The organism is Candidatus Frankia nodulisporulans, from assembly GCF_902806475.1.
GTDB classification, from domain to species: domain Bacteria; phylum Actinomycetota; class Actinomycetes; order Frankiales; family Frankiaceae; genus Frankia; species Frankia umida.
Map to the genome: position 1 here is coordinate 1 of NZ_CADCWS010000006.1, position 26,755 is coordinate 26,755.

Sequence of the window (26,755 nt, forward strand, 5' to 3'; positions counted from 1 at the left end):
TTTGTCTCTCGTAGGTGACTGTCGGCATTGCTGTCGGCAGCGTGACGGGACGTCGTGCCGGCCCGGCGCCGGATGTACCGGACCGGTGTCCGGCATTTTTCGGAACCTGGTCGGCACGGCCCGCCCGAAACATTCCGCCGACGGACTGCCCGGCTCAGATGTCGTAGTAGAGCGTGAACTCGTAAGGATGCGGACGAAGCCTGATCGCGTCAACCTCGTTACGTCGCTTGTAGTCCAGCCAGGTCTCGATCAGGTCGGGTGTGAAGACGTCGCCCTCACGCAGGAACTCGTTGTCCGCCTCGAGGGCGTCGAGCACCTTCTCCAGGGACCCGGGTACCTGGGGAACGGCGGCCAGTTCGTCCGGGGGAAGCTCGTAGAGGTCCTTGTCGATCGGGTCCGGCGGGTCGATCTTGTTGCGGATTCCGTCGAGGCCGGCCATGAGCATCGCGGCGAAGGCGAGATACGGATTGCAGCTCGGGTCCGGCACGCGGAACTCGACCCGCTTCGCCTTCGGCGAGTCACCGCCCAGCGGAATGCGGCAACAGGCGGAGCGGTTACGCGCGGAGTAGACGAGGTTCACCGGGGCCTCGTAGCCGGGCACCAGTCGCCGGTAGGAGTTCGTCGTCGGGTTGGTGAAGGCGAGCAGTGCCGGGGCGTGGTGCAGCAGTCCGCCGATGTAGTAGCGGGCGGTGTCCGACAGGCCGCCGTAGCCGTTGGCGCTGTAGAACAGCGGCTCGCCGTCCTTCCAGAGGCTGGAGTGCACGTGCATGCCGGAACCGTTGTCCTCGAACAGCGGCTTGGGCATGAACGTGACGGTCTTGCCCCGGCTACGGGCCACGTTGCGGATGACGTACTTGTAGAGCATCAGGTTGTCAGCGGTCTTCAGCAACGTGTCGAACCGGATGTCGATCTCGGCCTGGCCCGCGGTGCCGACCTCGTGGTGCTGCATCTCGACGGTGATACCGGTCTCGTAGAGCACCCGGGTCATCTCGGAACGCAGGTCGGTGAAGTGGTCGGTGGGTGGGACGGGGAAGTAGCCGCCCTTGAAGCGGGGCTTGTAACCGAGGTTGCCCCCCTCCTCCTTGCGGGCGGTGTTCCACGCCGCCTCGACCGAGTCGACCTGGTGCATGGAGCCATACGGGTTGTAGTCGTACCGGACGTCGTCGAAGATGTAGAACTCCGCCTCCGGGCCGAAGTACGCGGTGTCGGCGATGCCGGTGCCGCGCAGGTAGGTCTCGGCCTTCTTGGCGATGTTGCGCGGGTCGCGCGAGTACTGCTCCTTCGTGATCGGGTCGTGGATGAAGAACGTCATGGCGAGTGTCTTGTGTTCACGGAACGGGTCGACAAAAGCCGTCTGCGGGTCCGGGAGCAGCAGCATGTCGGACTCGTGGATGGCCTGGAAGCCCCGAATGGACGAGCCGTCGAACATGAGCCCGTCGGTGAACACCGACTCCTCGAATACCTGGGTCGGGATCGTGAAGTGCTGCATGATCCCGGGTAGGTCGCAGAATCGGACGTCGATGAACTGAACCTTCTCGTCGCGGATATAGCGGAGCACGTCCTCGGCCTTGGTGAACATTCGTCCTCCAGCCTCCTGTCACGCTTCCCGGTCCGTGGACCACGGCATGTCGAGATGTCTTTGGTCATGTCCCGGTAGACGGATGACATCACAAAGTCGTTTCGATTACGTTACGGCAACCGACTTTATCACTCTTGGTGATCTCCTGGGCGCAGCTTGGTGTGACAGATAAGCTTGCGTCGTGGGACGAGCGCTTGGAGGCTGGCTCGAGGGGCCAGGCCTGCCGCATGACGAGCCGCTTGGCGTGCGGTTGGGGCTGCCGGAGCACGGCCGCGGCTCGGTGGTGGGTTTCGGCCCACGCCTGGCCGCCTACCTCATCGACGCCGTCGTCGCGAACCTCATGGTCGGGGTGCTGTTCCTGCTCGGCGTGCGGTACTCGACCAACGTCCGCGGCCTGGCGATCTATCTGATCTTCCTGCTGGAGGAGCTCATCCTGATCAGCGCCTCCGGGCAGACGATCGGGATGCGCCTGATGGGCATCCGGGTGATCCGGCTGCGGGACCGCGGGCTGCAGTCCTGGCCGTGGATCGCCCTGCGCACCCTGCTGCTCGCGCTGCTGGTCCCGGTCTTCATCTGGGACCGTGACCAGCGCGGCACGCACGACCGGGCCGCCGGCACCGCGGTGGTGCGCGATCCGGCCCGGCCCGACGCCACCACCTGAGCCCCGTTCGCCGGCTCGTCTGGTTCGCCGCTGGAGGGTGGCGGCCGGTGCGCGGGCGCGTCTCGCCCTCTCCGCACGTACCTGGAGATCTGGATCCAGCTGTCCGCGCCGCGGGGCCGCGCCTGCGGTGCGCCCCCGCGGCGGACTCCGCCGGTCAGGTCGGACTCTGACCGGTCAGGTCGGTGGTGACACGGCAGCGGCATGATCCCGCTGCCGTGAGCCCGGTCTACCCGCGCGCACGGCGACCCGGCCCGCGCCACCGCCACCGCATGCGATCACCCCTGAAGCAGGATCCGCCGACGCGGGTCACGATGACGCCTGCCGGATGCCGGGACGCGCACCGACCGGTGGGGACTGCCGTGATCAGCGGGGGCGGCCACCGCGAGGGATGTTGCGGGGGATGGGACCCTTGGGGATCGGTAGCGCCGCGCCCCCCAACGCCCGAAGGCGACGGTCGAGGGTGTCGACCTCGCCGCGGGGGAGCGTGCGGCGCATCCGCATGAGGGTGCTCTGTAGCTTCGGAAGAGGTACTTCGCCCTCACCGCTGCCGATGATGATGTCGGTGACGGGGGTGTCTCCCACGGCCTTGCGGATGCGGCGCTTCTCGGCGACCAGCAGTTCGCGGGGACCGCGGCCTCGACCCTCGGCGATGATGATCACGCCGGCCCGGGAGACGACGCGGTGCACCACGTCCTGGTTGCGGTTGATGCCGACGGCGGGAGTGATTCGCCAGTCACCGCGCATGCGCTCGATGACGCCGGCCGCGGCACCGGGTTTGCCTTCCATCTCGGCATAGGCGGTGCGCTGGACCCGCCGGCTGAACAGGTTCAGGGCGAGCACCGCACCGAGCAGGATGCCGATCGGGAGCCAGATGTAAAGCGGGCCGACGAACAGACCGAGGAGGATGCCGAGAGCGAGGGGACCGAGGAGCCCGGCGAGGGTGATCCAGAGGACCTGCGGGTCTCGCTCCCGGGTCAGCTTGAAGACAAGGCGCAGCTGGGCGAAGCGGGCCCGGAAACCCTTGCCCTGAGCCGCCGCGGCTCCCGCCGGCCCGCCACGGCCGTTCGCGCTGGCGGCCCCGCGCCCCGCCGTGCCGGCGCTGCCGCCCCGCCCGGTGGCACCGCCCCGGCTGGATCCGTTCTTCTGCGGTGCCGCGGGGGCGGTGTCCCGTGGCTGCTTCCTCAGTGCCATGTCCGCGAGCCTACGGCCTACGGCCGCGTCACAGCAGGCCCGCTGCCACGACGGCGATCACGCGGCGGTGCTGATGACGCGGGGGAGGGGTTGGACGGTCAGCTGGGTGCGGCCGCGGCCGACGGCAGCAACCGCATGCCGGCACGACGAGAGCGGTCGTGTCGAGGAAGGTCGGCCCGCGGGAGATCGGCGAGCCCGAGCGCCGGCTCGGGTCGGCGCAGGTCGGCGAGGAGGGGGCCTGGCGCGGGGCGCACCGGGGTGATGGGGACGGGTTCGAGCCAGCTGCTGCCTCGGGAACCCTGCAGATCAGCGGCGGCCCGCCAGGCATTACGCCGGGCGGTCTTCTGGCCACCTTGGGGCAGGACGAGCAGAGTGGCCTCTTCGAGAACACTGAGTAGTGAACGGATCACGATGGGAACGACCTCCCGGGCGCGATCATAGGCACGGGTGGAGAAGGGATGTGCGCGCGAAGCGTTCAGCCGCGACGAAAGCCCCATCGCGACCTGGAGCGAGCTCGGTGGTGACCTGCGGTGAAGCTGTAGCGCCACCCTAACGCCCCGGCGTGGGTGCCCACCAGGCTCACCGTCACTGCGTGTGAGAAGTCACGGGTGCGCTTGGGGAAAATCCGGGCAAGAGCGTGTGATCTTCGCCACGTGCGGTGATGGCCTGCTGGTAGAGCCGGCCCGCCCGGTAGGACGAGCGGACCAGCGGGCCGGACATCACCCCGGCGAAGCCCAGCTCGGTGCCAACCCGCTCCCAGTCGAGGAACTCCTCGGGGCGCACCCAGCGCTCCACCGGATGATGGCGCGGGGTGGGCCGCAGATACTGGGTGACGGTGAGCAGCTCGCAGCCGGCGGCGTGCAGGTCGCTCATCGCCTCGTGGACCTCGTCCGGGGTCTCGCCGAGGCCCAGGATGAGGTTCGACTTGGTCACCAGGCCGGCGGACCGGGCCTGCCGCAGCACGTCGAGCGAGCGTTCGTAGCGGAAGGCGGGGCGGATGCGCCGGAAGATCCGCGGCACGGTCTCGAGGTTGTGTGCGAGCACTTCGGGCGCGGCGGCGAAGACCTCGCCGAGCTGGTCGGGCTGGGCGCCGAAGTCGGGGATCAGCACTTCGACCCCGGTGCCGGGCGACAGCGCGTGGATCTGGCGAACCGTCTCGGCGTACAGCCAGGAGCCGCCGTCGGCCAGATCGTCGCGGGCGACGCCGGTGACGGTCGCGTACCGCAGGCCCATGGTGCGCACGGACTCCGCGACCCGCCGCGGCTCGTCCCGGTCGAGCGCGGTGGGACGGCCCGAGTCGATCTGGCAGAAGTCACACCGGCGGGTGCAGACGTCCCCACCCACGAGGAAGGTGGCCTCCCGGTCCTCCCAGCACTCGTAGATGTTCGGGCAGCCGGCCTCCTCGCACACGGTGTGCAGCCCGGCGCCGCGCACGAGGCCTTTGAGGTCCTGGTACTCGGGGCCGGTGCGCAGCCGGGTGCGAATCCACGGTGGCTTGCGTTCGATGGGGGTCTGCGCGTTGCGGGCCTCCAGGCGCAGCAGCGGGCGGCCCTCCGGGGCGACGGTCATCCCACCAGCTCCTCGCGACGAACGGCGGCCTGCGGCTCACGGCCGGCGGCCTCGGACGGTGATATCTCGGACGGTGCTGCGGTGGATGGCGCCGGGGTGGACGTGGCCACGGGTTCGACGCGGGCGGTGATCCGGTCGCCTAGGTGGCGGCCACCGAGATAGCGGGCGAGGACGGCCAGGGTGTGCCGTTCGACGACCGGGCGGGCATCGGAGACGGTCACCGGCCGGCCGAGCTCCGCGGACAGGCTCGTCACCCCGGCATCGGAGATGCCGCACGGCACGATCTGACCGAAGTCGCTCGGATCGGTCAGACAGTTCAACGCGAAGCCATGGGTCGTGACGGCCCGGCGCACCCGCACGCCGATCGCGGCGATCTTGCGCTGGCCGTCCGCCGTCCAGACGCCGGTGCGGCCCTCGACCAGGCGGGTCTCGAGGCCGAACTCGGCGCAGCTGTCGATCAGGGCCTGCTCCAGGGCCCGGACGTAGGCCACCACGTCGAGCGGACGGGGCAGCTTCAGCACCGGATAGCCGACGAGCTGCCCGGGACCGTGCCAGGTGATGCGCCCGCCGCGGTCGACGTCGATCACCTCGGTACCGTTCAGGGGGCGCTCGAAGGGCTGGGTGCGCCGGCCCGCGGTGTAGACGCTGGGGTGTTCGACCAGGATGAGGGTGTCGTCCGCCGCATCGGCCACCCGGGCCTCGGCGAGCGATCGCTGCAGGTCCCACGCCTCGCGGTAGGGGACGACGGCAAGCCTGAGAACGTCCACTCCGAAAGCGTACGCCGGAGCACCGACAGCCCCGGCCGGTACGAACCAGCCGTGACCGTCAGCGGTACGGCGGGGACGGCGCGCGGCGGGTACGGGGTGACCGTCAGCGGGTGGCATCGGGAAGGGCGCCGGGGAGCAGTCTGGGCTCGACCGGGGTCTCCACCGCGGTGCCGTTCGGTCCGGGTTCGACCCGCCAGGCGCGGGCGCCCGGGCGGTCGGCGACGGCCTCCACCAGGGCCGTGCCCCGAAAGTGCAGGCCGACCCCATCGTCGGTGGCCCAGCCGGCGGGGAGGGTGCCGTTGGCCACGAGACGCTGGTAGAGGGGACGGCGTCCGGGCTCGGAATCGTAGTGCGGGGTGTTGCTGAACGGCAGCAGGGCCAGGCCGTTCGTCACCGGGCGCAGCTGCGGCCCGAACGAGTCGGTGGTGCCGCCGACATGCCAGCACAGTGACCCGGCGGACACCCCGCCCAGGACGACACCGGCCTCCCACGCCGCCCGGAGGATCTCACCGAGCCCGTGCGTCGCCCACACCGCGAGCAGGTTCGCCACGCTGCCACCGCCGACCCAGATGACGTCCTGGGCCAGCAGGGGGGCCCGGATGTCGACGATGTTGGGCATCGGGAACAACGCCAGGTGGGACAGCACCACGTCCGGCCGATCCCGGTTGAAGGCCGCGTAACCACGGGCGTAGGCGCTCTGGTCGTCGCCGAGGGCGGTCTGCAACAGGCACAGCCGCGGCCGTGGGCCGGCGTCGGCGAGTTCCAGGGCATGGTGCAGGACGGGACCGACCCGCGCTCCGTAGCGGCCGTCGGGGAGGAAACCGGCGCTGGTGGCGAGGATCTGCACGGCACATCGCTTTCTGCTGGACGGACCTGGGCGTCGGAAAAAGTTATCCACAGCTGGCCAAGAACTCTGCTGTATCGCCGGTTTTGAGCCTAGCGTCGCTACTTGTGACCTTCTCGGACGATCCCCCCCGGCCGGCCGGCCCGGCGGGCTGGTGGCGCACCCGACGTGCCGGGCGTGAGCGTACGCTCACGGCTGCGGGCTGCGGGCTGCGGGCTGCGGGCTGCGGGCTGCGGGCGCTGGCGAGCTGTGGGCCGGGCAGATCGAGCAGTCCGGCGCGGAGTGCGTGGTGCGGCGGGTGCGCCTGGCACCCGATCCGGTGCTGCGTTCCGCCGCGCTGGCCGCGGCGGAGCTGAGCGCCGAGCTCAGCCATCCCCATCTGGTGCCCGTGATCGCGGTGCTGCCGACCTCCGACGGCCTGGCGCTGATCACCGAACCGGTCGGTGGGGCGATCAGTCTCGCCCGGCTGCTGTCGGCTCGCGGCACGCTCGATCCCGGTGAGGTCGTCACCGTGGGCCTGCCGATCGCGCAGGCCCTGGGGGCCGCGCACGCCCTCGGCATCGTCCATGGCCGGCTCGGGCCGGAGGACGTCCTGCTGGAGCCGACCGGTCGACCGGTCCTGGTCGGCCTGGGCGTGGCCGCCCTGGCCGACGCGACCCGGGTGGCGGAGAAGTTCCCCATGGCGGCCGCTGGTGACGTCCACGATCTGGCCACCATCCTGTTGGAGTCGATGCGGGAGGCGACCGGGCCGGAGGCGGCCGCGGTGGCGGTCGCGGTGGCCACGGCGATGGTCGACGACGCGCAGCGCCGGCCGAGCGCGGATGATCTGGCCGCGGTGCTCGCCCGCAGCGCGACACCGCTACCCGTGCGCCTTGACCTGCCCGAACCCGAGGGCTCCGGAGCCGGTTTCGGCGCGGGCGGCGCCACGGTGCACGACCTGCCCGGCCGTCCACCGCAGGGGGACGCGCGGCCCCGGCTGCTCTCCGGTGCCCGTCTCGACCCGCCGGTCGGCGGCGCCGGTCAGGGCGGCGGGGGTGATGTCGACAGCGATGCGGGGGACAGCGAGCGCAGGTCCCGGCCGACCACCGGCGCCACCGCGCCCCTGGCCGGTGAGCTGCTCGATTCGCTGCCGGCGCTGCCCCGGCGGTCGACCTCGTCGCGGCGGGGCTCCCGCCAGTCCGGGCGTGGCCAGCCGGCGGCCAGCGCGGCCGGGGCGGCGGCGACCATCGATCGTGAACGACCGGGCGGCGACACCCGGGACGCGCAGACGCGGCCGGCGCCACCCGCGGCCGGCCCGGCCAGACGTGAGGGCCGTTCGGGCGGGAACCGGCGGTCGCACCACGACGGTGGCCGTCGTGGTGGATGGCTGCTGCCGACCACCGCCGGTGTCGGGTTGTTCGTGGCGGTGGTGGCCGCGGTGCTGCTGCTGACCAACCCGTCCGACGACGGTGGCCCGGAGCGGGGCGCGCCGTCGGGATCCGCCGCGACCAGTCCCGCCGCGTCCGGCGGGGCGGGGGCGGCCTCGGGCGCCGCTCGGCAGCCGACGGCCGGGCGCTCGGCGGAGCAGGTCTGGCGTGGTGTGCTCGGTGAGCTCAACACCGCCCGCAGCCGGGCGTTCGAACGGGGTGAGGAGGCGCTGCTGACCGGTTCGGACGCGCCTGGCAGCCAGGCGCACAACGACGACCTCGCCCTGATCCGCGCGATCGTCAGCCGGGGTGCGCATTCGTCGCCGCTGCGTACCGAGATCCTCGCCTTGCAGGTGCGTTCCAGCTCCTCCGAGCAGACCGTCCTGCGGGTCACCGATCGGCTGGAGGCCTACGACTTCCTCGACGCCGGGGGTGCGGTCGTCAGCCATCAGAACGCCAAGAACCCCACCGAGCGAGATCTCGTGCTCGTGCGTCTGGCGGCGGGCTGGCGGGTGTCGCAGTCGTTCACCGTCACCGGCTGACCGTCGTCCACCAGCCGTCGTCCACCGGGCTGCCGGCTGGCGGGGAGGAGGCGGCGGCGGTAGCGGTAGCGGCCGTGGCGGAACGCGGCGGTGGGCGCGGGTCAGGGCTCGCGGGTCAGCACCGAGCGCAGGGCGTTGTCGATGGCGGGCTGGGTGAAGTGGAAGCCCGCGTCGGTCAGCGCGGCCGGCGCCAGGCGTTGGGAGGCGAGCACGCCCTCCTCGGCGAATCCGCCGAGGGCGAGGCGCAGCGCGACGCGGGGCACGACGGCGAACGCCGGGCGGTGCAGCGCCCCGGCGAGCGCCGCGGTGAAGCGGGCGTTGGTCACCGGTTCGGGCGCGACCAGGTTCACCGGGCCGGCCACGGTCGCGCCGGGGGCGTCGGGGGTGTCGTCCAGCAGGAAGCGCAGCGCGCGGACATGATCGTTCAGAGTGATCCAGCTCAGCCACTGGCGGCCGGAGCCGAGCCGGCCACCGAGGCCGAACCGGAACAGCGGCAACTGCCGGGCCAGCGCTCCGCCGTCCGCGGCGAGCACGACCCCGGTGCGCAGGGTGCAGACGCGAATGCCGGCGTCCCGGGCTGGCTGGGCCGCGGCCTCCCAGTCCTCGACCAGCCCGGCGAGGAATCCGTCGCCGGGCGGCGCCGACTCGTCGAGCGGGCCGGCATCGCCACCCGCGTCGGTGCCGTACCACCCGATGGCGCTGCCGGACAGCAGCACCCTCGGTCGCGGGCTGAGGCCGGCGAGGGTACGGGCGAGCAGCCTGGTGGTGTCGATGCGGCTGGTGCGCAGCGTCCGGCGGTAGGACGTGGTCCAGCGATGGTCGCCGATGCCGGCGCCGGCGAGGTGAATCGCGGCGTCGACGCCGACGAGTGCCGCCGGGTCCAGCCGGCCGGCGACCGGATCCCAGCTGATCTCGCCGGGGGCGCGGGGTGGACGCCGGACGAGGACCTGCACCTCGTGCCCGTCGTCACGCAGGGCAGGCACGAGCGCCGAGCCGATCAGACCGGACGCCCCGGTCACCACGATGCGCATGGCTGCTCATCGTGGTCGGTCGCGGTGCGCGAGGCGAGCCGACCGGCCACGATGTGCCAGATATGACTACAGGGGCAGGCGTGGGGGACCTGGGCGGGTCGCCAGGTCCCCCACGCCTGCCGGCGAGCTACCTGCGGCGGGCTAGAGGCCGAGGTCGGCCTCGAAAGCACCTTCCTCGAGCCGCCGCTTGATGAAGGTGAGGAAGCGGGCGGCGTCCGCGCCGTCGACGATCCGGTGGTCGTAGGTCAGCGACAGGTAGACGCTGGAGCGCACGGCGATGATCTCGCCGAGGTCCGGGTCGTCGATGACCGCCGGCTTCTTGGTGACGATCCCGGTGCCGAGGATGCCGACCTGCGGCTGATTGAGGATCGGCGTGTCGAACAGGGCGCCCCGGCTGCCGGTGTTGGTGAGGGTGAACGTTCCCCCACCGAGCTCGTCCGGGGAGATCTTGTTCGCGCGGGTGCGGCTGGCCAGGTCGTCGATCTTGCGGGCCAGGCCGGTCAGGTTCAGGTTGCCCGCGCTGTGGATGACCGGCACGACCAGGCCGCGCTCGGAGTCCACGGCGATGCCGAGGTTCTCGTCACCGTGGTAGGTGACGGTCCCGGCGTCCACGTCGATGCTGGCGTTGAGCTGCGGGAACTCGCGCAGCGCCTCGCAGGTGGCGAGCGCGAAGAACGGCAGGAACGACAGCTTGAGGCCTTCGCGGGTGGCGAAGCCCGCCTTGGCCCGGTCCCGCAGCTTCGCGATGCGCGTCACATCCGCCTCGACGACGGTGGTCAGCTGGGCGCTGATCTGCAGCGACTCCACCATCCGCCGGGCCACCAGGGCCCGCAGCCGGGACAGCTTCTCCGTGCGCCCACGCACCGGCGCGGCGGGTGCCGTCGACGGTGCGGCGGGTGCCGCGGGAGCGGGTGCCGCCGTGGCGGGAGCGGGAGCGGCCGCGGTGGGGGCGGCGGGAGCGGTGGGGGCGGCCGGAGCGCCGCCGGAGCGGGCCGCGTCCTGGATGTCCTGCTTGGTGATCCGACCTCCGGGGCCTGTCCCGGCGACGTCGGCCAGGTCAACGCCGAACTCGGCCGCCATCTTGCGCACGAGCGGGGTGACGTAACGGCCGATGCCGCCGTCGCCGTTGGCCGAGGCCGCGGGTGCGGGCGCCGGCGGCGCGGCGGGTGCGGGAGCCGGAGCGGGCGGCGGCGGAGCCGCGGCCGCGGGCTTGGCCGGCTCCGGGGTCGGTGTGGGTTCGGGCTCGGGCGCCGCGGGGGGCTCGGCCGCGGCGGCGGCCGGGGCCGCCTCGCCGCCGCCGGACCCGTCGTCGATGACCGCGAGCTCGACACCGACCTCGACGGTCTCGTCCTCGGCGACCTTGATCGAGCTGATGACGCCGGAGGCCGGGGCGGGGATCTCGGTGTCAACCTTGTCCGTGCTGACCTCAAGAAGCGGCTCGTCGGCTTCGACGCGCTCGCCTTCCTGCTTCAGCCATCGGGTGACGGTTCCCTCGGAGACACTCTCCCCGAGCCGGGGCATCGTGACAGATACAGACATGCTGGAACGACTCCTTCGTCGCAACCGGCATGCACCGCGAGAGCGGCCGGCCGGAGCGTTTGACGCCGTGTCTTTGCGTGCTGGGGGTCTGGACCCGCTGGCGGTGGTGCGTACCAGCGGTGGTACGTACGTGGGTTGCCGGCGACCCGCGGCTAGCCGTGGACGTGCAGCGGCTTGCCGGCCAGCGCCAGATGCGCCTCGCCGAGGGCCTCCGACAGGGTGGGATGCGGGTGGATGAGCTGGGCGACCTCGGCCGGTTCGGCCTCCCAGTTCGTGATGAGCTCCGCCTCGGCGATCAGTTCGCCGACCCGGTCGCCGACCATGTGGACGCCGACCACGGGGCCGTCGGGCAGCGCCACCAGGGTCACCGCGCCGGCGGTCCGCAGGATCTGGGCCTTGCCGTTGCCGGCCAGGTTGTAGGTGAAGGTGCGGATCTCGCCGTGCCGTTCCCGGGCCGCTGCCACCGTGAGCCCCACGGAGGCGACCTCGGGATGGGAGTAGGTGACCCGGGGGATGTTGTCGTGATCGACGGGCACCGGGTTGCCGCCGGCGAGCCGTTCGGCGAGGTAGATGCCCTCGGCGAAGCCGACGTGGGCGAGCTGCGGACCGGGGCGCAGGTCACCGAGCGCGGAGATGGTCGGGATGTTCGTGCGCAGTTCACGGTCGACCAGGACGTGGCCGCGGTCCATGGCCACCCCGACCTCCTCGAAGCCCAGGCCCGCCGAGACCGGCCCGCGGCCCACCGCGACGAGCAGCAGCTCCGCGTCGATGGTCGTGCCGTTTTCCAACGACACCGTCACGCCGTGGTCGGTGGTCTTCACCCCGGCGAACCGGGCGCCGAGCTCCAGCGTGATGCCACGCTTGCGGAACGCGCGTTCCAACAGGCGGGAGCTGGACTCGTCCTCGAGTGGGACGAGGTGCGCCAACGCCTCGACGATCGTCACCTCGGCGCCGTACGAGCGCCACACCGAGGCGAACTCGCAGCCGATCGCCCCGGCGCCGAGCACGACGACGGAGGCGGGTACCCGGTCGAGCGTCAGCGCGTCATCGCTGGTGAGGACCCGCTCGTGGTCGATCTCGAGGCCGGGTAGCGATCTGGGTCGCGAGCCGGTGGCGAGCACCACGTGCCGGCCGGTGACCACCCTGTCCCCGACGGAGACGGCGGTCGGGGACACCAGACGCCCGACACCCTCGATGACCTCGATGCCGCGCGAGCGGATCAGCCCGCTCAGCCCCTTGAACAGGCCGGCGACGACCGAGTCCTTGTAGGCGTGGACCCGCGCCATGTCGATGCCGTCGAGGGTCGCGCGGATCCCGAAGGCCTCGCTGTCGTTGATGGAGTCGACGATCTCCGCCGAGTGCAGCAGCGCCTTGGTCGGGATGCATCCTCGGTGCAGGCAGGTGCCGCCGAGCCTGTCCTTCTCGATCAGGGCGACGCTGCGGCCGAGTTCGGCGGCGCGTAGCGCGGCAGCGTACCCACCGCTACCGCCGCCGAGAACGACCAGGTCGACGGGACCGGCCGCTGAGTCCGCCACGCCTTGGGTCCCTTCTCGTTGACGTCACGAAACCCCGCCAGACTGGCCCGCCTCGCGCGGTTTCGTTGTGCGTTGCCTGGTGGGCCGGCGTTCTGGGGCCACGACTGTCACATCACGTCGGTCCGAAGCCAGTCTTTCACGCCGCTAGCCGCCCGCCGCTCGGATGGGGGAGTGCAATGCGTCGCGTGCGCCGGCCGTGGGCGCGAGCGGATGCGGGTGCAGATGTGATAGCGGGTGCGGATGCCCGCACCCGTACCTGTTCAGTCGGTGCGGACCGCCTGGTTCTCGGCGAGTCGCACGAGGGTGCGGACAATCACGCCGGTGCCGCCTTTGGGCGTGTGTCCGTAGGGCTCCCCGCTGTTCCAGGAGGGCCCGGCGATGTCGAGGTGCGCCCATGGGAGGTCCTCGGCGACGAACGCACCCAGGAAGTGGGCGGCCACCAGCATTCCGCCTTCGCGGCTGCCGCCCGGCGCGACGTTGGCGAGGTCGGCGACGGTCGAGTCGAGGCCCTTGCGCAGCTCCGGCGGCAGCGGCATCGGCCAGACGCTCTCCCCGGCGTCCGCCGCCGCGGTCGCGACCGTGTCCAGCGCGTCGCCCCGACCCATCAGCCCGCTGGTGCGCTGGCCGAGCGCGACGATCTGGGCGCCGGTGAGCGTCGCGACGTCGACGATCATCGCCGGTGACTCCTCGGCCGCGCGCACGAGCGCGTCGGCGAGCACGAGCCGCCCCTCGGCGTCGGTGTTGAGCACCTCGACCCGCTTCCCACCGCGCATCGTCAGCACGTCGGACGGTCGGATGGCCTCCCCGGAGGGCATGTTCTCCGCGCACGGAAGCCAGCCGACCACGGTGATCGGCAGGCGCAGCCGCGCGATCGCGATCAGCGCGGCGAGCACCGAGGCGGCGCCCGCCATGTCGGCCTTCATCCATTCCATCGCCGTGGACGGCTTGAGCGACAGACCGCCGGAGTCGAAGGTGATGCCCTTGCCGACCAGCGCGATCGCCGGATGCACGGCGTCGTCACCGCGCCACTCGAGGCGGATCAGTCGGGGTGGGTTCACCGATCCCTGCCCGACCCCGAGAATCCCGCCGTAGCCACCTTCGGCCAGGGCGGCCTCGTCCAGCACCTCGACCCCGATCCCGGCGGCGCCGGCCTGCTCGCGGGCGAGGTCGGCGAGCAGCGCCGGGGACAGGTGGCTTGGCGGTGTGTTCACCAGGTCCCGCACCAGCCGGACCGCCGCCGTGGTGATCACGGCCCGGTCGACCTCGGCGGCGGCCAGCGGCAGGCTCGACTCGTCGACGACGAGGGTGAGTTCCCGCACGGGAGCCGGCCGCCCCGCCGCCGAGACCGTCCGCAACTGGTCGAAGGTGTAGGCGCCGAGCAGCGCGCCCTCGGCGACCGCCCGCACCGACTCGGTCGAGACCGCCCCCGGTGCGGCGGCCAGGGCGAGTGCCACACTCGAGCGCCCGGCGCTCGCCCGCACCGCTGTTCCGGCCGCGCGGCGCAGAACCTCGGAGTCCAGGGGCGCGTCCTCGGTCGGGCTCGGCCCCAGGCCCACCGCGACGACGGTCGCCGCCCGCACCGCCCCGAGCGTCGCGAACCGCACCACCTCCCCGGCCCGTCCCGTCGTGCCCAGCGAGGTGAGCACGTCCACGAGCCGCCCGTCGAGGGCCTCGTCCAGCCCGCCGGCGCCGGTGGTGACCTCGAGCCCGTCCGCTCCGGTCGTGGTCGCGATCACCACCGCGTCCACCGCGAGATCGACAAGGGCTGTGGCGCTGGGCGCGAGGCTGGTCATACGGTGAGCGTATTGAACGAGACGATGCTCTCGTGGCCGCGGTGCCGACATCGGTGTCGACAGCGGCGCTGGCCGTTATGGGGGGTCGCTCCGGGTTGGCCGCCGACCGGGTCGGGATCGCGATGGCTCCTTTAGGCTGGGCGCCATGGCAGAGCTGCGGCGATCTCCGCTGTACGACCGGCATGTGGCGCTCGGCGCGAAGCTCGCGGAGTTCGGCGGATGGGAGATGCCGATCGAGTACGCGGGGCGCGGCGTCCTCGCCGAGCACCAGGCGGTGCGCACCGCGGTCGGTGTCTTCGACGTCAGTCATCTCGGCAAGGCGGAGGTCACCGGTCCCGGTGCGGCCGCGTTCGTCAACGCCTGCCTGACCAACGACCTCGCCCGCGTCCAGCCCGGTCAGGCCCAGTACACCCTGTGCTGCACCGAGGACGGCGGGGTCGTCGACGACCTGATCGCCTATCTGATCTCGGACGAGCACGTGCTGCTCGTCCCGAACGCGGCGAACAACGCCGAGGTCGTCGCCCGGCTGGCCGCCGCCGCACCGCCCGCGGTGACGGTCACCAACCGGCACGCCGACCTGGCGGTCCTCGCCGTGCAGGGACCCGCCGCACCCCGGCTCGTCGCCGCGCTCGAACTGCCGACCGACGGCGCGTACATGAGTTTCGTCGAGGCATCGTGGAAGGGTCTGCCGGTCATCGTCTGCCGCTCCGGTTACACCGGTGAACGGGGCTTCGAGCTGCTGCCCCGCTGGGCGGACGCGCCCGCCCTGTGGGACGCCCTGTTCGCCGCCGGCGCGGCGTTCGACGTGTCACCCGTCGGCCTCGGCGCCCGGGACACCCTGCGTACCGAGATGGGCTACCCGCTGCACGGTCAGGATCTCTCCCGGTCGATCACCCCGGTGCAGGCACGGTCGGGCTGGGCGGTCGGCTGGGACAAGCCGTCCTTCTGGGGGCGCGACGCGCTGCTCGCCGAGCGTGCGGCCGGCGCCGGTCGGCTCCTGTGGGGCCTGCGGGCGACCGGACGGGCGATCCCGCGCGCCCACATGGCCGTGACCTCGCCCGCCGGCGAGCCGATCGGCGAGGTCACCAGCGGAACCTTCTCCCCCTCCCGGCGGGAGGGCATCGGCCTCGCCCTGCTCGACCGTGGGATCACCGAGGGCGCCACCGTCCACGTCGACGTCCGTGGCCGCCCGAGTCCGATGACCGTCGTGCGGCCGCCTTTCGTCGACTCCTCGCCGCGGTAGGTCGCCTCTCGCGGATCTTCGACCCCTGACCGCCGCTGGCCCCTGGAGCCGCGGGAAACCGTCTGGTCGGCCCGGCCGGGGCCGGGGTCGCCGCTTCCGGGGTGGGGGCGTGGCGGAGTTGTCGTAGGAATCGGGTAGTAAGGGAGTCGTGGATTCCCAAGCCGCGAACAGCGGAGTCTCCGGCGACGTGGCCAGCACCGCTGATGGTGAGAGGGGCGGCGAACCCGGTGGTGGCCTCGCCGGCCCGGGCGCCACGGGGCGCGGGCCGGGGGGCGTGCCGGCCGTCCCGGTGCTGGATGGGGTGGCGATGGCGGCCGCCGTCGCCCGGCAGGGGCAGCTGACCAAGCCGCCGGGGGCGTTGGGGCGCCTCGAGGAGCTGTCGGTCTGGATCGCCGGGGTGCAGGGGGTGTGCCCGCCGCGGGCGTTCGCGCGGGTGCGGGCCGTGATCGTCGCGGCCGATCACGGTATCGCCAGTGTGGGTGTGTCGGCGTTTCCCAGCGATGTGACCGCCCAGATGGTGGCGAACTTCGCCGCGGGCGGGGCGGCGGTCAACGTGCTCGCCCGGCAGGTCGGTGCCGAGGTGCGGGTGGTGGATGTCGCGGTCGACACCCCGGAGCCGGCCACCCCGGGCGGGGTCGACGGCAGCGCGCCGCCGGGGCGTTACCGGGTCCGGCGGGCGAGTGACCGGATCGACCGGGCGGACGCGCTCAGCGTCGAGGAGGGGGAGCGGGCCTTCGACATCGGGCGCATGATCGCCGACGAGGAGGTCGATGCCGGCGCCGATCTGCTGGTGCCCGGCGAGATGGGGATCGGGAACACGACGCCGGCGGCCGCGGTCGTCGCACTGCTGACGGGGCGGGAGCCGATCGAGGTCGTCGGGCGCGGCACCGGTATCGATGACGCGCGGTGGATGGTGAAGACCGCGGCGATCCGGGATGCGATGCGCCGTGGCCGGCCGTTCGCCGACGACGCGCACACGGTGCTGCGCGTCGCCGGCGGTGCGGATCTGATGGCGCTCGCCGGCCTGCTGGTGCAGGCGGCGGTGCGGCGCACCCCGGTGGTGCTCGACGGGGTGATCGTCTGCGCGGCGGCGCTGGCGGCCGAGCACATCGCGCCGGGGGCGAAGAACTGGTGGGTCGCCGGCACCCGCTCGCCGGAACCAGCCCAGGCCCACGCGCTGGGCGCGCTCGGGCTCACCCCGCTGCTCGACGTCGGGCTGCGCCTAGGCGAGGGCACCGGCGCGCTGCTGGCCGTCCCGCTGGTGCGGGCGGCGCAGGCGACGCTCGCCGAGATGGCCACCTTCGATCAGGCGGGGGTGAGCGGGAAGGCCGGGTCGGATGGGGCGGCTGGCTCCGGCGAGCACCCGCGGGAGCTCGACGCCACGTGACGGTCGCCCTGCGGACGGCCTTCTCGCTGCTGACCGTCGCACCGGTGCGCGGGCCGGCGCGGCTCGACCGGCGCGTCGCCGGCCGGGCGATGGCCCTGGCTCCGCTGGTGGGGCTCGTGCTGGGAGTGGTCGCCGCGCTGGTGGTCTTCGGCCTGCGGGTCTCGACGGGCATGCCGGGCAGTCGCACGCAGACGCTGCTGCCCGCCGTGGCGGGTGTCGCGGCGCTGGCGCTGGCCACCCGCGGCCTGCACCTGGACGGTCTGGCCGATCTGGCGGACGGGCTCGGGGCCCGGCACGCCGGCGGTCGGGAGCGGGCGCTGGCGGTGATGCGTGAGCCGACCATCGGCGCCTTCGGCGTGGTGGCCGTGCTGTTCGTGGTGCTGTTGCAGGTCACCGCGCTCGGCGCGGCGATCACGGTGCACCGGGGCACCGTGTCGATGCTGGTCGCGGTGATGACCGGGCGGCTCGCGGTGACCCTCGCCTGCGCCAGTTCCGCACCCGCCGCGCATCCGAACGGTCTCGGCGCGTTCGTGGCCGGTTCGGTCCGGACCCGCGACGCGCTGGTGGCTTTTGTCGGGGTGTGCGCGGTGGCGGCCCTCGCCGGGCGGTTCGACTACGACGGTGGTGATCTCGAGCGGGCCGCCCGCGCGGTGATCGCGGTGTGTGTCGGGGCCGCGGTCTCGGTGGCGCTGCGGTACTACTTCGTCCGCCGGCTCGGCGGGCTGACCGGGGATGTCCTGGGCGGCCTCGTCGAACTCACCACCGTGGTGACGCTGCTGTTCATGGCGATGACCTATCCGGACTGGCTGCTGCACCTGGTAGGCTCCGACGCGGGTTCGTCCGGGCCACCGGGCTGGCCAGGCCGCCCACGGTGATCATGGCGCTCCGAGGTGTGGTGCTCGGAGCGGACGCTCGCCGGATGTGCGCGCGATGGTGACGGTGACGGTGGGAATCGGATACGTTTCGGGTTGTGTCGGTATCGGCTGATGCGTCGCCTGGTCGCAGGTCGGGCTCGCGGTCACCGGCCGGGCCGGCGCGGCGGCCGATCGGTGCGACGATGGGTGGGCCGGGCGAGGGGATCGCCCGGCGGGTGTTCCTGAGCCACACCGCCGAGCTGCGGGGCTTTCCGCGGGAGCGGTCGTTCGTCGCGGCGGCCGAGCGGGCGGTGGCGCTCGCCGGAGACCAGGTCATCGACATGGAGTACTTCGGTGCCCGCGACGCCGACCCGGCCGAGTTCTGCGTGCGGGCGGTGCGGTCGTCCGATGTCTACCTGGGGCTTATCGCCTTTCGGTACGGCACCACCGTCCCGGGGCAGGCGCAGGTGTCGTACACCGAGCTCGAGTTCGACACCGCGACCGCGGCGGGGATACCGCGGCTGGTGTTCCTGCTGGACTACCACGCCGAGGTTCCCTTCGGTGACTTCGTCGACGAGGCTCACGCCGAACGGCAACGGGCCTTCCGCGCGCGGCTGCGGGAGTCCGGCATCATCACCGCCGGTTTCCGTGACGCCGGGGAGCTGGAGACCGCCGTCCTGGACGCGCTGGTCAAGCTGCGCGAGGCCGAACGGCGAGCCGCGGTGGCCGTGACCGCCGACATCGCCGCCACGACCAGCACCGGGGCGTCCACGGAGGCGATGGTCGCCGCACGTCCACCGGCGCCCTGGATGGTGCCGGTCCTGCCGGACGGGTTCGTTCCCCGTCCGGCCCTGGCCGCGGCCGTGCTCGCCGAACTGCGGCCGGGCGCCGGGCCGGTCGTGCTGCACGGCACCGGCGGGATCGGCAAGACGACCCTGGCCCGGGAGGTCTGCCAGCGGGTGGAGATCGCGCCCCGGTTTCCCGGTGGGCTGCTGTGGGTGACGGTGGGTGAGTCGCTGCGCGGGGCGCAGCTCGCCGACCGGATCAACGATCTCAGCGAGGCCCTGGCCGGTGTGCGCCCGACCCTGTCCGATCCCGAACAGGCCGGCTTCCACCTGGGCACCCTGCTCGCCGGCGACGCCCGCCTGCTCGTCATCGACGACGTGTGGAGCCGCGACCAGGTGGAGCCGTTCCTCCAGGGCGGCCCGAACACGATGCGGCTGGTCACCACCCGGCTTCGTGACGTTCTGCCCCGCTGCCGCATGATCGAGATCCCGGCGATGCGCAGGGCCGAGGCCATGGCGCTGCTGCTGCGTGACCTGCCCCCCGGGTCGCTGCCCACCGGCACGTCCACCGGCGGCGCTGTGGTGCTGGACGGCCCGGTGGTGGTGGACAGCGCTCTGGCCGAGGGAGCCGAACGGCTGCTGGCGCACACCGGACGCTGGCCGGTGCTGCTCAGCCTCGTCAACCGGGCCCTCGTGCGCTATGTGCGCGACGGCATGAGCCCGGCCCGCGCCGTCGAACGGGTGCGCCGTCGGATGGAACGCCGCGGCCCCACCGGCCTGGACGTCACCCGGGCGGGGCAGCGCGCCGAAGCCGTCGAGGTGACCCTGGCGGCGAGCCTTGACCTGCTCACCGGCCATCGCCTACAGCGCTACCTGGAGCTCGCGGTCTTCCCCGAGGACGTCGAGGTGCCCCGCGCGATCCTGGACGTCTACTGGGGACGCACCGGAGACCTTGATCCGGACGAGGTCGACGATCTGTGCCAGGAACTCGCCGATCTGTCCCTGGTCGTCACCTACCGGCGGGCCCCCGCCGCGTTGCTGCTCCAGGATGTGCTGCGCAGCTACCTGCGGGTTCGGGTCGGCGTGCCCCGGCTCGCCGAACTCGAGGCCGTTCTGTGCGACGCGTTGCGCGACGCGCACCTCCCGTCGGCGCGTGAGAGCGGCGATCCGTGGTGGTTGCTGCCGGCCTCCGCCAGCTACGCCTGGACGTACCTGGTGGGGCATCTCCTCGGCGCGGGACGGGTCGACGCGGCGGGTGGCGCTGCTGGGGGATCTGCGTTGGACGCTGGCCAAACTGGAACGCCCGCAGCTGGGACCGGTGGCACTCGAGGCCGACCTCGCCCTCGCCGCGGCCGCCCGCCCGGGCGATCCCCGGCTCGAGGCACTGCACCGGGTGATCCGGCAGAACGCCCATCTGCTCTCACCCACCGACCCACCGGCGTTCCTCGGCGCGATCCTGCTCAGCCGCCTGGACGGAAGCCCCGAGCTCGCCGCCGCCCGCCGCGCCCTGGCCCGCCATGTGCCCCCCCCCGGCTGACCGGCCGCTGGCCCCGACCCGACCAGCCGCATCCCGCGTTGCGGCGCACCCTGGTCGGCCATCGGCGCACGATCGGGGGACTCGCGGCCGCCGCGGGCAGCGGCCTGCTCGCCTCCGCCGGTACCGATGGCACCGTGCGGCTCTGGCAGGTCCCCGATGGTCCGGGCCGCCGGGTGCTGCGCGGTCACACCGGGGCGGTTCACGCCTGCGCCCTGTCCCCGGACGGCACCCTGGTCGCCTCCGCCGGCGCCGACGGCACCGTCCGGCTGTGGCCGGTTCCCCCCACCTGGGACGACGCGCCACCCCTGGCCACCGACGTCGCCGAGGAGAGCGACGCCGCTGGGGAGACCGAGGCCGCTGGCGCCGACGGTTCGTCCGCTGGGCTGCGGGTGCTGCGGGGCCCGGCCGGGGCGGTCACCGACTGCGCGTTCACACCCGACGGGCAGCGGATTCTCGCGGTGGGTGTGGACGGGGTGCTGCGCTGCTGGCAGGTGCGCGACGGCGCGGTCGTGTTCACCGTGGCGGTCACCGACGCGCCGCTGCGGTGCTGCCTGGCGGCCGAACACGGCCGCTGGATCGCGGTCGCGGGTGACGACGGTATCGTGCGGATCTGCGACCCGAGGACCGGCCGTCCGAACGCGCGGCTGGTCGGCCACACCGGCACGGTGTTGTCGCTGACCGCGCCCCCGGACGGCACCTGGGTCGGCTCGTCCGGCGCCGACGGCACCTTCCGCCGCTGGACGAACGACCCGGACCCCACGCGGACCGCGTCCGGCGACCGGTCGCCGTCCAGGGGCTGGCGGGAGGTGTGGATGATCCGTGAGCAGGCCGGGGCGATCCGCGCCGCCGCGGTCGGACGGGACGGGAACCTGCTGGTCACGACGAGCTGGGAGGGCGCGGTCCGCCTGTGGGATGTCCGCGGCGGAGCACACCGCGTGGATCTGACCGGGGCGATCGGCAGCCGCCACTGCGTCCTGTCCCCGGACGGAAGCTGGGTGGCGGCCTCGGGTCGCTACGGGACGATCCGGCTGTGGTCCACCGAGGTCGACCTGCCCCGGCCGTCCGCCACCGGGCGTGAGCACCAGATGCGTGGCGCCGCTGTCGTGCGTATCCGCCCCACCCCGACCTCCGACCTCTCGGACGACCCCGCCTCCACCGGGGAACGGGGCCGGCCGGGGGTCGTGACCTACACCGATGGTGGCAACACCGCTGTCTGGGATCTGGAGACCGGCGAGCCGACCGGGGTGACGTTGGCCGGTCACGTCGACATGATCCGTGGTGCCGGGGCCGCGCCGAACGGATCCTGGGTGGTCGTGCCGGGCAGCCTCGCCGCCCTGCGCCGCGTCGACCCGGCCACCGGAGCCGTGCTTTCCACGATGACCGCGACCACCGAGATCAAGGCGTTCGCCGTTGCTCCCAGCGGCACCTGGATCGCCGCCAGCTGCGCTGATGGCACCCTGCAACGCTGGGACGCGATCAGTGTACGGCCACTGTCGGCGGCCCTGCCCGCGCATGTGGGAATGGCGGTGGCCTGCGCGGTGAGCCCGGACGGCCGCTGGATCGCCACCGGCGGCGAGGACCGCCTCGTCCGGCTGTGGACCACCGCCCTGGTCTGCCACCGGACGCTCTCGGGCCACCTGGACACCGTGCTCGGCGCGGACTTCGCCCCCGACAGCCGGCTGCTCGCGACCGCCGGCGCCGACCACACGGTGCGCATCTGGCGGCTGGACGACGGCGATCCCGTCGCGACGCTGACCGGCCACAACCACACCGTGCGCGACGCCCGGTTCTCCCCGGACGGCTCCCTGCTGGCCACCGCCGGCGGCGACGGCGCGTTGTGGATCTGGGACGCGGCCAGCTGGCGGCCGGTGACCATGATGCGCTTCGACGGCGCCGCCCGCTCCTGCGCCTGGCTGCCCGCCGACCTCGGCCACGGCATCATCGTCGCGAGCTCCGCCGGCCTGTTCCGCTACGACTACGAGCCCTGAGCCGTCCCACCCGTCCCACCCGTCCCACCCGGGTCACCCATCCCAAGCCGGGTCTCCCGGGACACCGACCTGTCCGCCGGGGAGGTCGACCTGGCTAGGGCCGCAGGGGGACGGCGATGCCGGCGATGACCTGGCACACCTCGTCGGAGGCGGCGGCGAGTGCGGCGTTGGCCCGTCCGAGGGCATCGCGGAAACGCCGTCCGGCGGGCGTCGCCGGGACGACGCCGGAGCCGACCTCGTCCGAGACCGCCACCACCCGCCTCGCGGTGTTGCGCCACGCCTCGACCAGCTCCGCCGTGCGTGCCTCGAGCCCATCGCCGTCCGGCGAGGCCGGTGTGTCCGGCGGATCCAGATGGGCGGCGATCCACAGGCCGATACCGTCGATGAGCAGCGGGGGACCATCCGTGCTCAGCAGGCCGACCAGATCGAGGGACTCCACCGTGGTCCAGGCCGCGGGCCGGCGGGCCTGGTGCGCCGCGATCCGGGCCGACCACTCGGCGTCGGAGGCGTCCGCCGGTGCGGAGGTCGCGACGTACACCACCGCCGGTTCGCCCAGCAGCCGCCGCTCGGCCTCGGCCGACTTCCCCGACCGGGCGCCACCGAGCACCAGCGTCCGCCTCGGCACCACCGCCGCGGTGGGGCGGGGGCCGGGGGTGATGTCGAGGGATTCGCCGTCGTGGGGGGCGCGGGCGCCGACATGGGCGAGGCGGCGGGCCAGTTCGTCGCCGGGCGGATTGCGGTGACTCAGGTGGACGGCGAGGATCTCGGTGCCCTGGTGGATCGCGCCCCGGCGACGCAGTTCGCCGACGAGCTCGCCGAAGGTGTCCAGGCCGAGGTGTTCGCCGAAGCCAGGCCGGTCGCCGTTGTTCTCCTCGAGCGCCACCACGTCGTACGCCCGGTCCACGACCGCGTCCAGGGTGCTGGCGGGCAGGGGCACGGCGGTGTCGCAGCCGTAGAGCAACCGGGTGCCATCCGGTGCGGTGATGTCGTAGAGGACGGCGGGGCCGATACTGGCGTCGCCATGGTGGGCGGCGAGCGGGCGCACCTCGTACCGCGCCCCGGCCTCACCCAGCCACAGCGTCCCGCCGGCCGTGCCAGTCCCGCCGGCCTCACCCGTCCGGTCGGGTTCGGCCGGTCCGGCTGGCACGGCCTCGAGGAAACGCAGCGGGTTGCCCTCGCGGTCGGGGTCGCTGCCCTCCCAGCGGGCCAGGAAGGCGCGGCACACCTCGAGCGCCGCCGGCGGCGCGACGACGTCCAGGGGTCGTCCGGCCGCCGTCGACCAGGAGCGCCACATCAGGCTCTCGGGGCCGAGATGGTCCGGATGGGCGTGGCCGACCAGCAGGTGGCGCAGCCCGGACAGGCGTACCCCGAACCGGGCCGCGGCCCGGGGCACGTCCGGCCCGCAGTCGACGAGCAGCACGTCGTCGACGAGGATCGCGGTCTGACCGCGGACCACGCCGCCACCGCGCGCCCAGGTGCAGGACGCGCAGTCACACCACGGGTTCGGCCAGCCGTCCGCGGAGCCGGTGCCGAGCAGCCTCAGCCGCATCGGCGCTCAGCTGTGGCTGTGCGGGTTGCGCTTACGCTCCCAGCGCGTCATCAGCGCGAGCACGGCGGCCAGGACGAGGATCGCCACGAAGGTGACGATCGTCGCGGCCCACCAGGACAGCGGCGGCTCGTGCTCGGCGGTTTCGGCGGCCAGGACGGCGGCGTTGATGGTGGTGGTGCCCACTCGGGTCGTTCCTCCCAAAGCTGACGGACGGGGTGGCCGGCCCGACGTTACCGGCGTCGCAAACATCCTGACCTGCCGGGCCCCGTCCGCGCCAGTAGCGGGTGGGACCCGGCGTCCGGTCGCAGTGACCGGCCCGCGGGTGGCGTTCGGCACTGGTACACCGTCGGTCGGTGCGTCCGGCGGCTCGGGGCGCGGTTGGATGAGTACATCGGCCGATCGGTCGATGGTCGAGGGCGACCCGCCTTACGGGCGTCCACAGCAGTGGGGAGGGGCCGGCGGATGACCTGGACCTGGCGCTATGAGGGTGACGACGGCGCGACGGCAACGGTCGGTGGCGCGGCCGGCTCCGAGTCGTTCACCAGTCAGGGGGACGCCGAGACCTGGCTCGGCGAGACCTGCCGGGAACTGTTCGAGGCCGGGGTCATCCAGGTGACGCTGCTCGACGCCGGCCGCCGCATCTACGGCCCGATGTCCCTGCGCCCCGTGACCTGATCGCACGATGCCGCGCTGGTCGCGGGACGAAGTTGACAACCCGGCGGCTAACGCTGTTAGCTGAAGGCGTGGCTAACGGCATTAGCCGTGGCTTGGGCTTCGCTTCGGAGGTGTTGCGATCATGGCTGATCACTACCGTGCGCCGGGATGGTTCACCCGTAACGTCGCCAACCGGGCGGTCGCGGGTCTGACCCGGGCCGGGGTGAGCGTGCTGGGCAGCCGGGTGCTGGAGGTGCGCGGGCGCTCCAGTGGCGAGCCGCGGCGCACGCCGGTGAACCTGCTGACCCTGGACGGGCGGCAGTACCTGGTCTCGGCCCGCGGGCACGGGCAGTGGGTGCGCAACGTGCGGGCCGCCGGTGGGGATCTCACCCTGCTGCGCGGCCGTGGCCGCACCCGCTACCTGGCCAGCGAGGTCGCCCCCGACGACAGCGTCGACGTGCTGCGCGCCTATCTGGCCCGCTGGAAGGCCGAGGTCGGCGTGTTCTTCGAGGGCGTCGGTCCGACCTCGTCCGACGAGCAGATCCGCCGGATCGCTCCCCGCCACCCCGTCTTCGCCCTCACCCCGCGATGACGTCGACCCCGCCGCCGCTGTCGAGCCCTCCGCTGACGTCGACCCTGCCACTGACGTCGACCCTGCCACTGACGCGGATCGCGGTGCGGCCGGAGCCGGCGCGTCCCCCGGCGCGGGTCGCGGAGATCCTCGCGGCGGCCCGCGACATCCTGGAGCGAGAGGGCGCGGACGCGCTCACGATGCGCCGGATCGGCGAGGTGCTCGGCATCCGGGCACCGTCGCTCTACAAGCATCTGGCCAGCAAGGACGCGCTGGCGACGGGGCTCGCCGAGGTCGCCCTCGCCGAGGTCGGCGAGTATCTGCACAGGGCGGTGGACGAGGCTGACGCCGGCGCGGTGGTGGCGGCGCTGATCGGCGCCTACCGCGGCTACGCCCTGGCCCATCCGAACCTCTATCGGATGTTCACCGCCGGCAGGCTGCCCCGCGCCGCACTGTCGAGCGGACTCGAACAGTGGGCGGGGGAGCCGTTCTACCGGGCGACCGGTGACCCGTACCGGGCGCAGGCCCTGTGGGCGGCCACCCATGGGGCCGTCCTGCTGGAACTCGAGGAGCGTTACCTGCCGGGTTCCGATCTCGACCGGACCTATGCGGCGCTCGCCGAGGCGTTCGCCGCATAGCTGGTCAGAGGGTGCGGCCGGTCAGCGGGTGCGGCCGGTCAGGGAAGTGCGGACGGTCAGGGGTGGGCGCGGCTCAGGAACGGGTGATGACGTCGGCGAGGACGTCGTCGATGCGCTTGAGGATCGCCGGGTCCAGCGTGACGCCCGAGGCCTTCACGTTCTCGGTGACCTGCTCCGGGCGGGACGCGCCGATGATCGCCGAGGCGACGTTGTCGTTCTGCAGCACCCAGGCGACGGCGAGCTGGGCCATCGACAGGCCCGCGTCCTGCGCGATCGGCCGCAGGTTCTGCACCGCGGCCAGGACCTCGTCGGCGATCAGCCGGGAGATCATCTGGGCGCCGGACTTGTCGGTGGCGCGGCTGCCGCTCGGCGGGGGCTGACCGGGCAGGTACTTGCCGGTGAGCACACCCTGGGCGATCGGCGACCAGACGATCTGCGAGATGCCGGCCTGCTCGCAGGTGGGCACGATGTCGGACTCGATCACCCGCCACAGCATCGAGTACTGCGGCTGGTTGGAGATGATCCGGTCCAGGCCGAGTTCGCCGGCGATCCGCACGGCGTCGCTGATCTGCTCGGCGGTCCACTCGGACACCCCGATGTAGAGCACCTTGCCGGCGCGGACCAGGTCGTCGAACGCCCGCAGCGTCTCCTCCAGCGGCACCGTCTCGTCGTAGCAGTGTGCCTGGTAGAGATCGATGTGGTCGGTGCGCAGCCGGCGCAGTGAGGCGTTCGCCGACTCGATGATGTGCTTGCGGCCCAGGCCCTTGTCGTTCTCGCCGGGGCCGGTCGGCCAGAAGACCTTGGTGAACAGCTCGTACGACTCACGCCGGACGCCGTCCAGAGCCTCGCCGAGCACACTCTCGGCCTTGGTGCCGGCGTACACGTCAGCGGTGTCGAAGGTGGTGATGCCCTCGTCGAAGGCGGCGCGCACGCAGGCGGTCGCCGCCTCGGCCTCGATCTTGTCCCCGTGGGTGAGCCAGTTCCCGTAGGAGATCTCGCTTACCGACAGGCCAGTACGTCCCAGACGTCGATGTCTCACCCGAACAACCTATGACCAACTGGCTGATCCGGCCACGGTATGTCTCCCGCGCC

Annotated in this window: 22 protein-coding genes; 9 read left to right on the forward strand and 13 right to left on the reverse strand. The window is 72.9% G+C overall.

Features of this window, described 5'->3' with window-relative positions; genetic code table 11:
- Positions 1–154: 154 nt before the first annotated feature.
- Positions 155–1,579 carry a type I glutamate--ammonia ligase gene (gene glnA / locus G6R24_RS01505; protein WP_163547366.1) on the reverse strand — a complete coding sequence of 475 codons (1,425 nt, stop codon included), beginning with the start codon at positions 1,577–1,579 and terminating at the stop codon, positions 155–157.
- A gap of 181 nt (positions 1,580–1,760) precedes the next feature.
- Here glnA and G6R24_RS01510 point away from each other — a divergent pair, with 181 nt between their 5' ends.
- The gene (locus G6R24_RS01510) at positions 1,761–2,240 is read left to right on the forward strand and encodes an RDD family protein (RefSeq protein ID WP_163547367.1); all 480 of its coding nucleotides are present in this window, start codon (positions 1,761–1,763) and stop codon (positions 2,238–2,240) included.
- A gap of 363 nt (positions 2,241–2,603) precedes the next feature.
- Here the strand turns inward: G6R24_RS01510 and G6R24_RS01515 are convergent, their stop codons facing one another.
- The 5 genes from G6R24_RS01515 to G6R24_RS01535 form a co-directional block, all read right to left on the reverse strand.
- The gene (locus G6R24_RS01515; RefSeq protein WP_163547368.1) at positions 2,604–3,431 is read right to left on the reverse strand and encodes a DUF4191 domain-containing protein; all 828 of its coding nucleotides are present in this window, start codon (positions 3,429–3,431) and stop codon (positions 2,604–2,606) included.
- 98 nt (positions 3,432–3,529) lie between these two features.
- The gene (locus G6R24_RS01520; protein ID WP_163547365.1) at positions 3,530–3,841 is read right to left on the reverse strand and encodes a hypothetical protein; all 312 of its coding nucleotides are present in this window, start codon (positions 3,839–3,841) and stop codon (positions 3,530–3,532) included.
- A gap of 175 nt (positions 3,842–4,016) precedes the next feature.
- Positions 4,017–5,000, reverse strand: a complete 984-nt coding sequence (lipA, locus tag G6R24_RS01525) for a lipoyl synthase (protein ID WP_163547369.1) — start codon at positions 4,998–5,000, stop codon at positions 4,017–4,019.
- On the reverse strand, positions 4,997–5,767 hold the full coding sequence (gene lipB, locus G6R24_RS01530; RefSeq protein ID WP_244957279.1) for a lipoyl(octanoyl) transferase LipB: 771 nt from the start codon (positions 5,765–5,767) through the stop codon (positions 4,997–4,999). The genes lipA and lipB overlap by 4 nt, the downstream gene beginning before the upstream one ends.
- A gap of 103 nt (positions 5,768–5,870) precedes the next feature.
- Positions 5,871–6,614 carry a Type 1 glutamine amidotransferase-like domain-containing protein gene (locus tag G6R24_RS01535; RefSeq protein WP_175084723.1) on the reverse strand — a complete coding sequence of 248 codons (744 nt, stop codon included), beginning with the start codon at positions 6,612–6,614 and terminating at the stop codon, positions 5,871–5,873.
- 295 nt (positions 6,615–6,909) lie between these two features.
- Between G6R24_RS01535 and G6R24_RS01540 the strand changes: the two genes are divergently transcribed.
- Positions 6,910–8,559 carry a protein kinase family protein gene (locus tag G6R24_RS01540; protein WP_225437991.1) on the forward strand — a complete coding sequence of 550 codons (1,650 nt, stop codon included), beginning with the start codon at positions 6,910–6,912 and terminating at the stop codon, positions 8,557–8,559.
- 101 nt (positions 8,560–8,660) lie between these two features.
- Here the strand turns inward: G6R24_RS01540 and G6R24_RS01545 are convergent, their stop codons facing one another.
- From G6R24_RS01545 to G6R24_RS01560, 4 genes are all read right to left on the reverse strand, one after another.
- Complete coding sequence (locus G6R24_RS01545) at positions 8,661–9,590, reverse strand: TIGR01777 family oxidoreductase (RefSeq protein WP_163547372.1); 930 nt, start codon at positions 9,588–9,590, stop codon at positions 8,661–8,663.
- Between the two features lie 141 nt (positions 9,591–9,731).
- Entirely contained in the window at positions 9,732–11,399 is a 1,668-nt protein-coding gene (sucB, locus tag G6R24_RS01550; protein ID WP_338084399.1) for a 2-oxoglutarate dehydrogenase, E2 component, dihydrolipoamide succinyltransferase, read from the reverse strand.
- Positions 11,282–12,664, reverse strand: a complete 1,383-nt coding sequence (lpdA, locus tag G6R24_RS01555) for a dihydrolipoyl dehydrogenase (RefSeq protein WP_163547373.1) — start codon at positions 12,662–12,664, stop codon at positions 11,282–11,284. The genes sucB and lpdA overlap by 118 nt, the downstream gene beginning before the upstream one ends.
- A 260-nt stretch (positions 12,665–12,924) precedes the next feature.
- Positions 12,925–14,457 (reverse strand): leucyl aminopeptidase, encoded by a 1,533-nt coding sequence (locus G6R24_RS01560; RefSeq protein WP_163547374.1) that lies wholly within the window; start codon positions 14,455–14,457, stop codon positions 12,925–12,927.
- Positions 14,458–14,602: 145 nt separating this feature from the next.
- Between G6R24_RS01560 and gcvT the strand changes: the two genes are divergently transcribed.
- From gcvT to G6R24_RS01580, 4 genes are all read left to right on the forward strand, one after another.
- On the forward strand, positions 14,603–15,700 hold the full coding sequence (gcvT, locus tag G6R24_RS01565) for a glycine cleavage system aminomethyltransferase GcvT (RefSeq protein ID WP_163547375.1): 1,098 nt from the start codon (positions 14,603–14,605) through the stop codon (positions 15,698–15,700).
- Positions 15,701–15,848: 148 nt separating this feature from the next.
- The gene (cobT, locus tag G6R24_RS01570; protein ID WP_225437993.1) at positions 15,849–17,087 is read left to right on the forward strand and encodes a nicotinate-nucleotide--dimethylbenzimidazole phosphoribosyltransferase; all 1,239 of its coding nucleotides are present in this window, start codon (positions 15,849–15,851) and stop codon (positions 17,085–17,087) included.
- Positions 17,084–17,962: an adenosylcobinamide-GDP ribazoletransferase gene (locus G6R24_RS01575; protein WP_163547376.1), complete on the forward strand. Its 879-nt coding sequence runs from the start codon at positions 17,084–17,086 to the stop codon at positions 17,960–17,962. The genes cobT and G6R24_RS01575 overlap by 4 nt, the downstream gene beginning before the upstream one ends.
- A 182-nt stretch (positions 17,963–18,144) precedes the next feature.
- Positions 18,145–22,251 (forward strand): DUF4062 domain-containing protein, encoded by a 4,107-nt coding sequence (locus G6R24_RS01580; RefSeq protein WP_225437995.1) that lies wholly within the window; start codon positions 18,145–18,147, stop codon positions 22,249–22,251.
- A 94-nt stretch (positions 22,252–22,345) separates the two neighbouring features.
- Here the strand turns inward: G6R24_RS01580 and G6R24_RS01585 are convergent, their stop codons facing one another.
- Positions 22,346–23,800, reverse strand: coding sequence for a bifunctional adenosylcobinamide kinase/adenosylcobinamide-phosphate guanylyltransferase (locus tag G6R24_RS01585; RefSeq protein WP_163547377.1), 1,455 nt, complete (start codon positions 23,798–23,800; stop codon positions 22,346–22,348).
- 6 nt (positions 23,801–23,806) lie between these two features.
- Positions 23,807–23,983 carry a hypothetical protein gene (locus tag G6R24_RS21560; protein WP_175084722.1) on the reverse strand — a complete coding sequence of 59 codons (177 nt, stop codon included), beginning with the start codon at positions 23,981–23,983 and terminating at the stop codon, positions 23,807–23,809.
- A 279-nt stretch (positions 23,984–24,262) separates the two neighbouring features.
- On the opposite strand from G6R24_RS21560, the gene G6R24_RS01590 reads away from it, so the two are divergent.
- The 3 genes from G6R24_RS01590 (at position 24,263) to G6R24_RS01600 (ending at position 25,663) form a co-directional block, all read left to right on the forward strand.
- Positions 24,263–24,475: a hypothetical protein gene (locus G6R24_RS01590; protein WP_163547378.1), complete on the forward strand. Its 213-nt coding sequence runs from the start codon at positions 24,263–24,265 to the stop codon at positions 24,473–24,475.
- A 121-nt stretch (positions 24,476–24,596) separates the two neighbouring features.
- Positions 24,597–25,046, forward strand: a complete 450-nt coding sequence (locus G6R24_RS01595; protein ID WP_163547379.1) for a nitroreductase family deazaflavin-dependent oxidoreductase — start codon at positions 24,597–24,599, stop codon at positions 25,044–25,046.
- Positions 25,043–25,663: a TetR/AcrR family transcriptional regulator gene (locus G6R24_RS01600; protein WP_163547380.1), complete on the forward strand. Its 621-nt coding sequence runs from the start codon at positions 25,043–25,045 to the stop codon at positions 25,661–25,663. Before G6R24_RS01595 ends, G6R24_RS01600 begins: the two co-directional genes overlap by 4 nt.
- Positions 25,664–25,736: 73 nt before the next feature.
- Here the strand turns inward: G6R24_RS01600 and G6R24_RS01605 are convergent, their stop codons facing one another.
- Entirely contained in the window at positions 25,737–26,702 is a 966-nt protein-coding gene (locus tag G6R24_RS01605; RefSeq protein WP_163547381.1) for an aldo/keto reductase family protein, read from the reverse strand.
- Between the last annotated feature and the right edge of the window lie 53 nt (positions 26,703–26,755).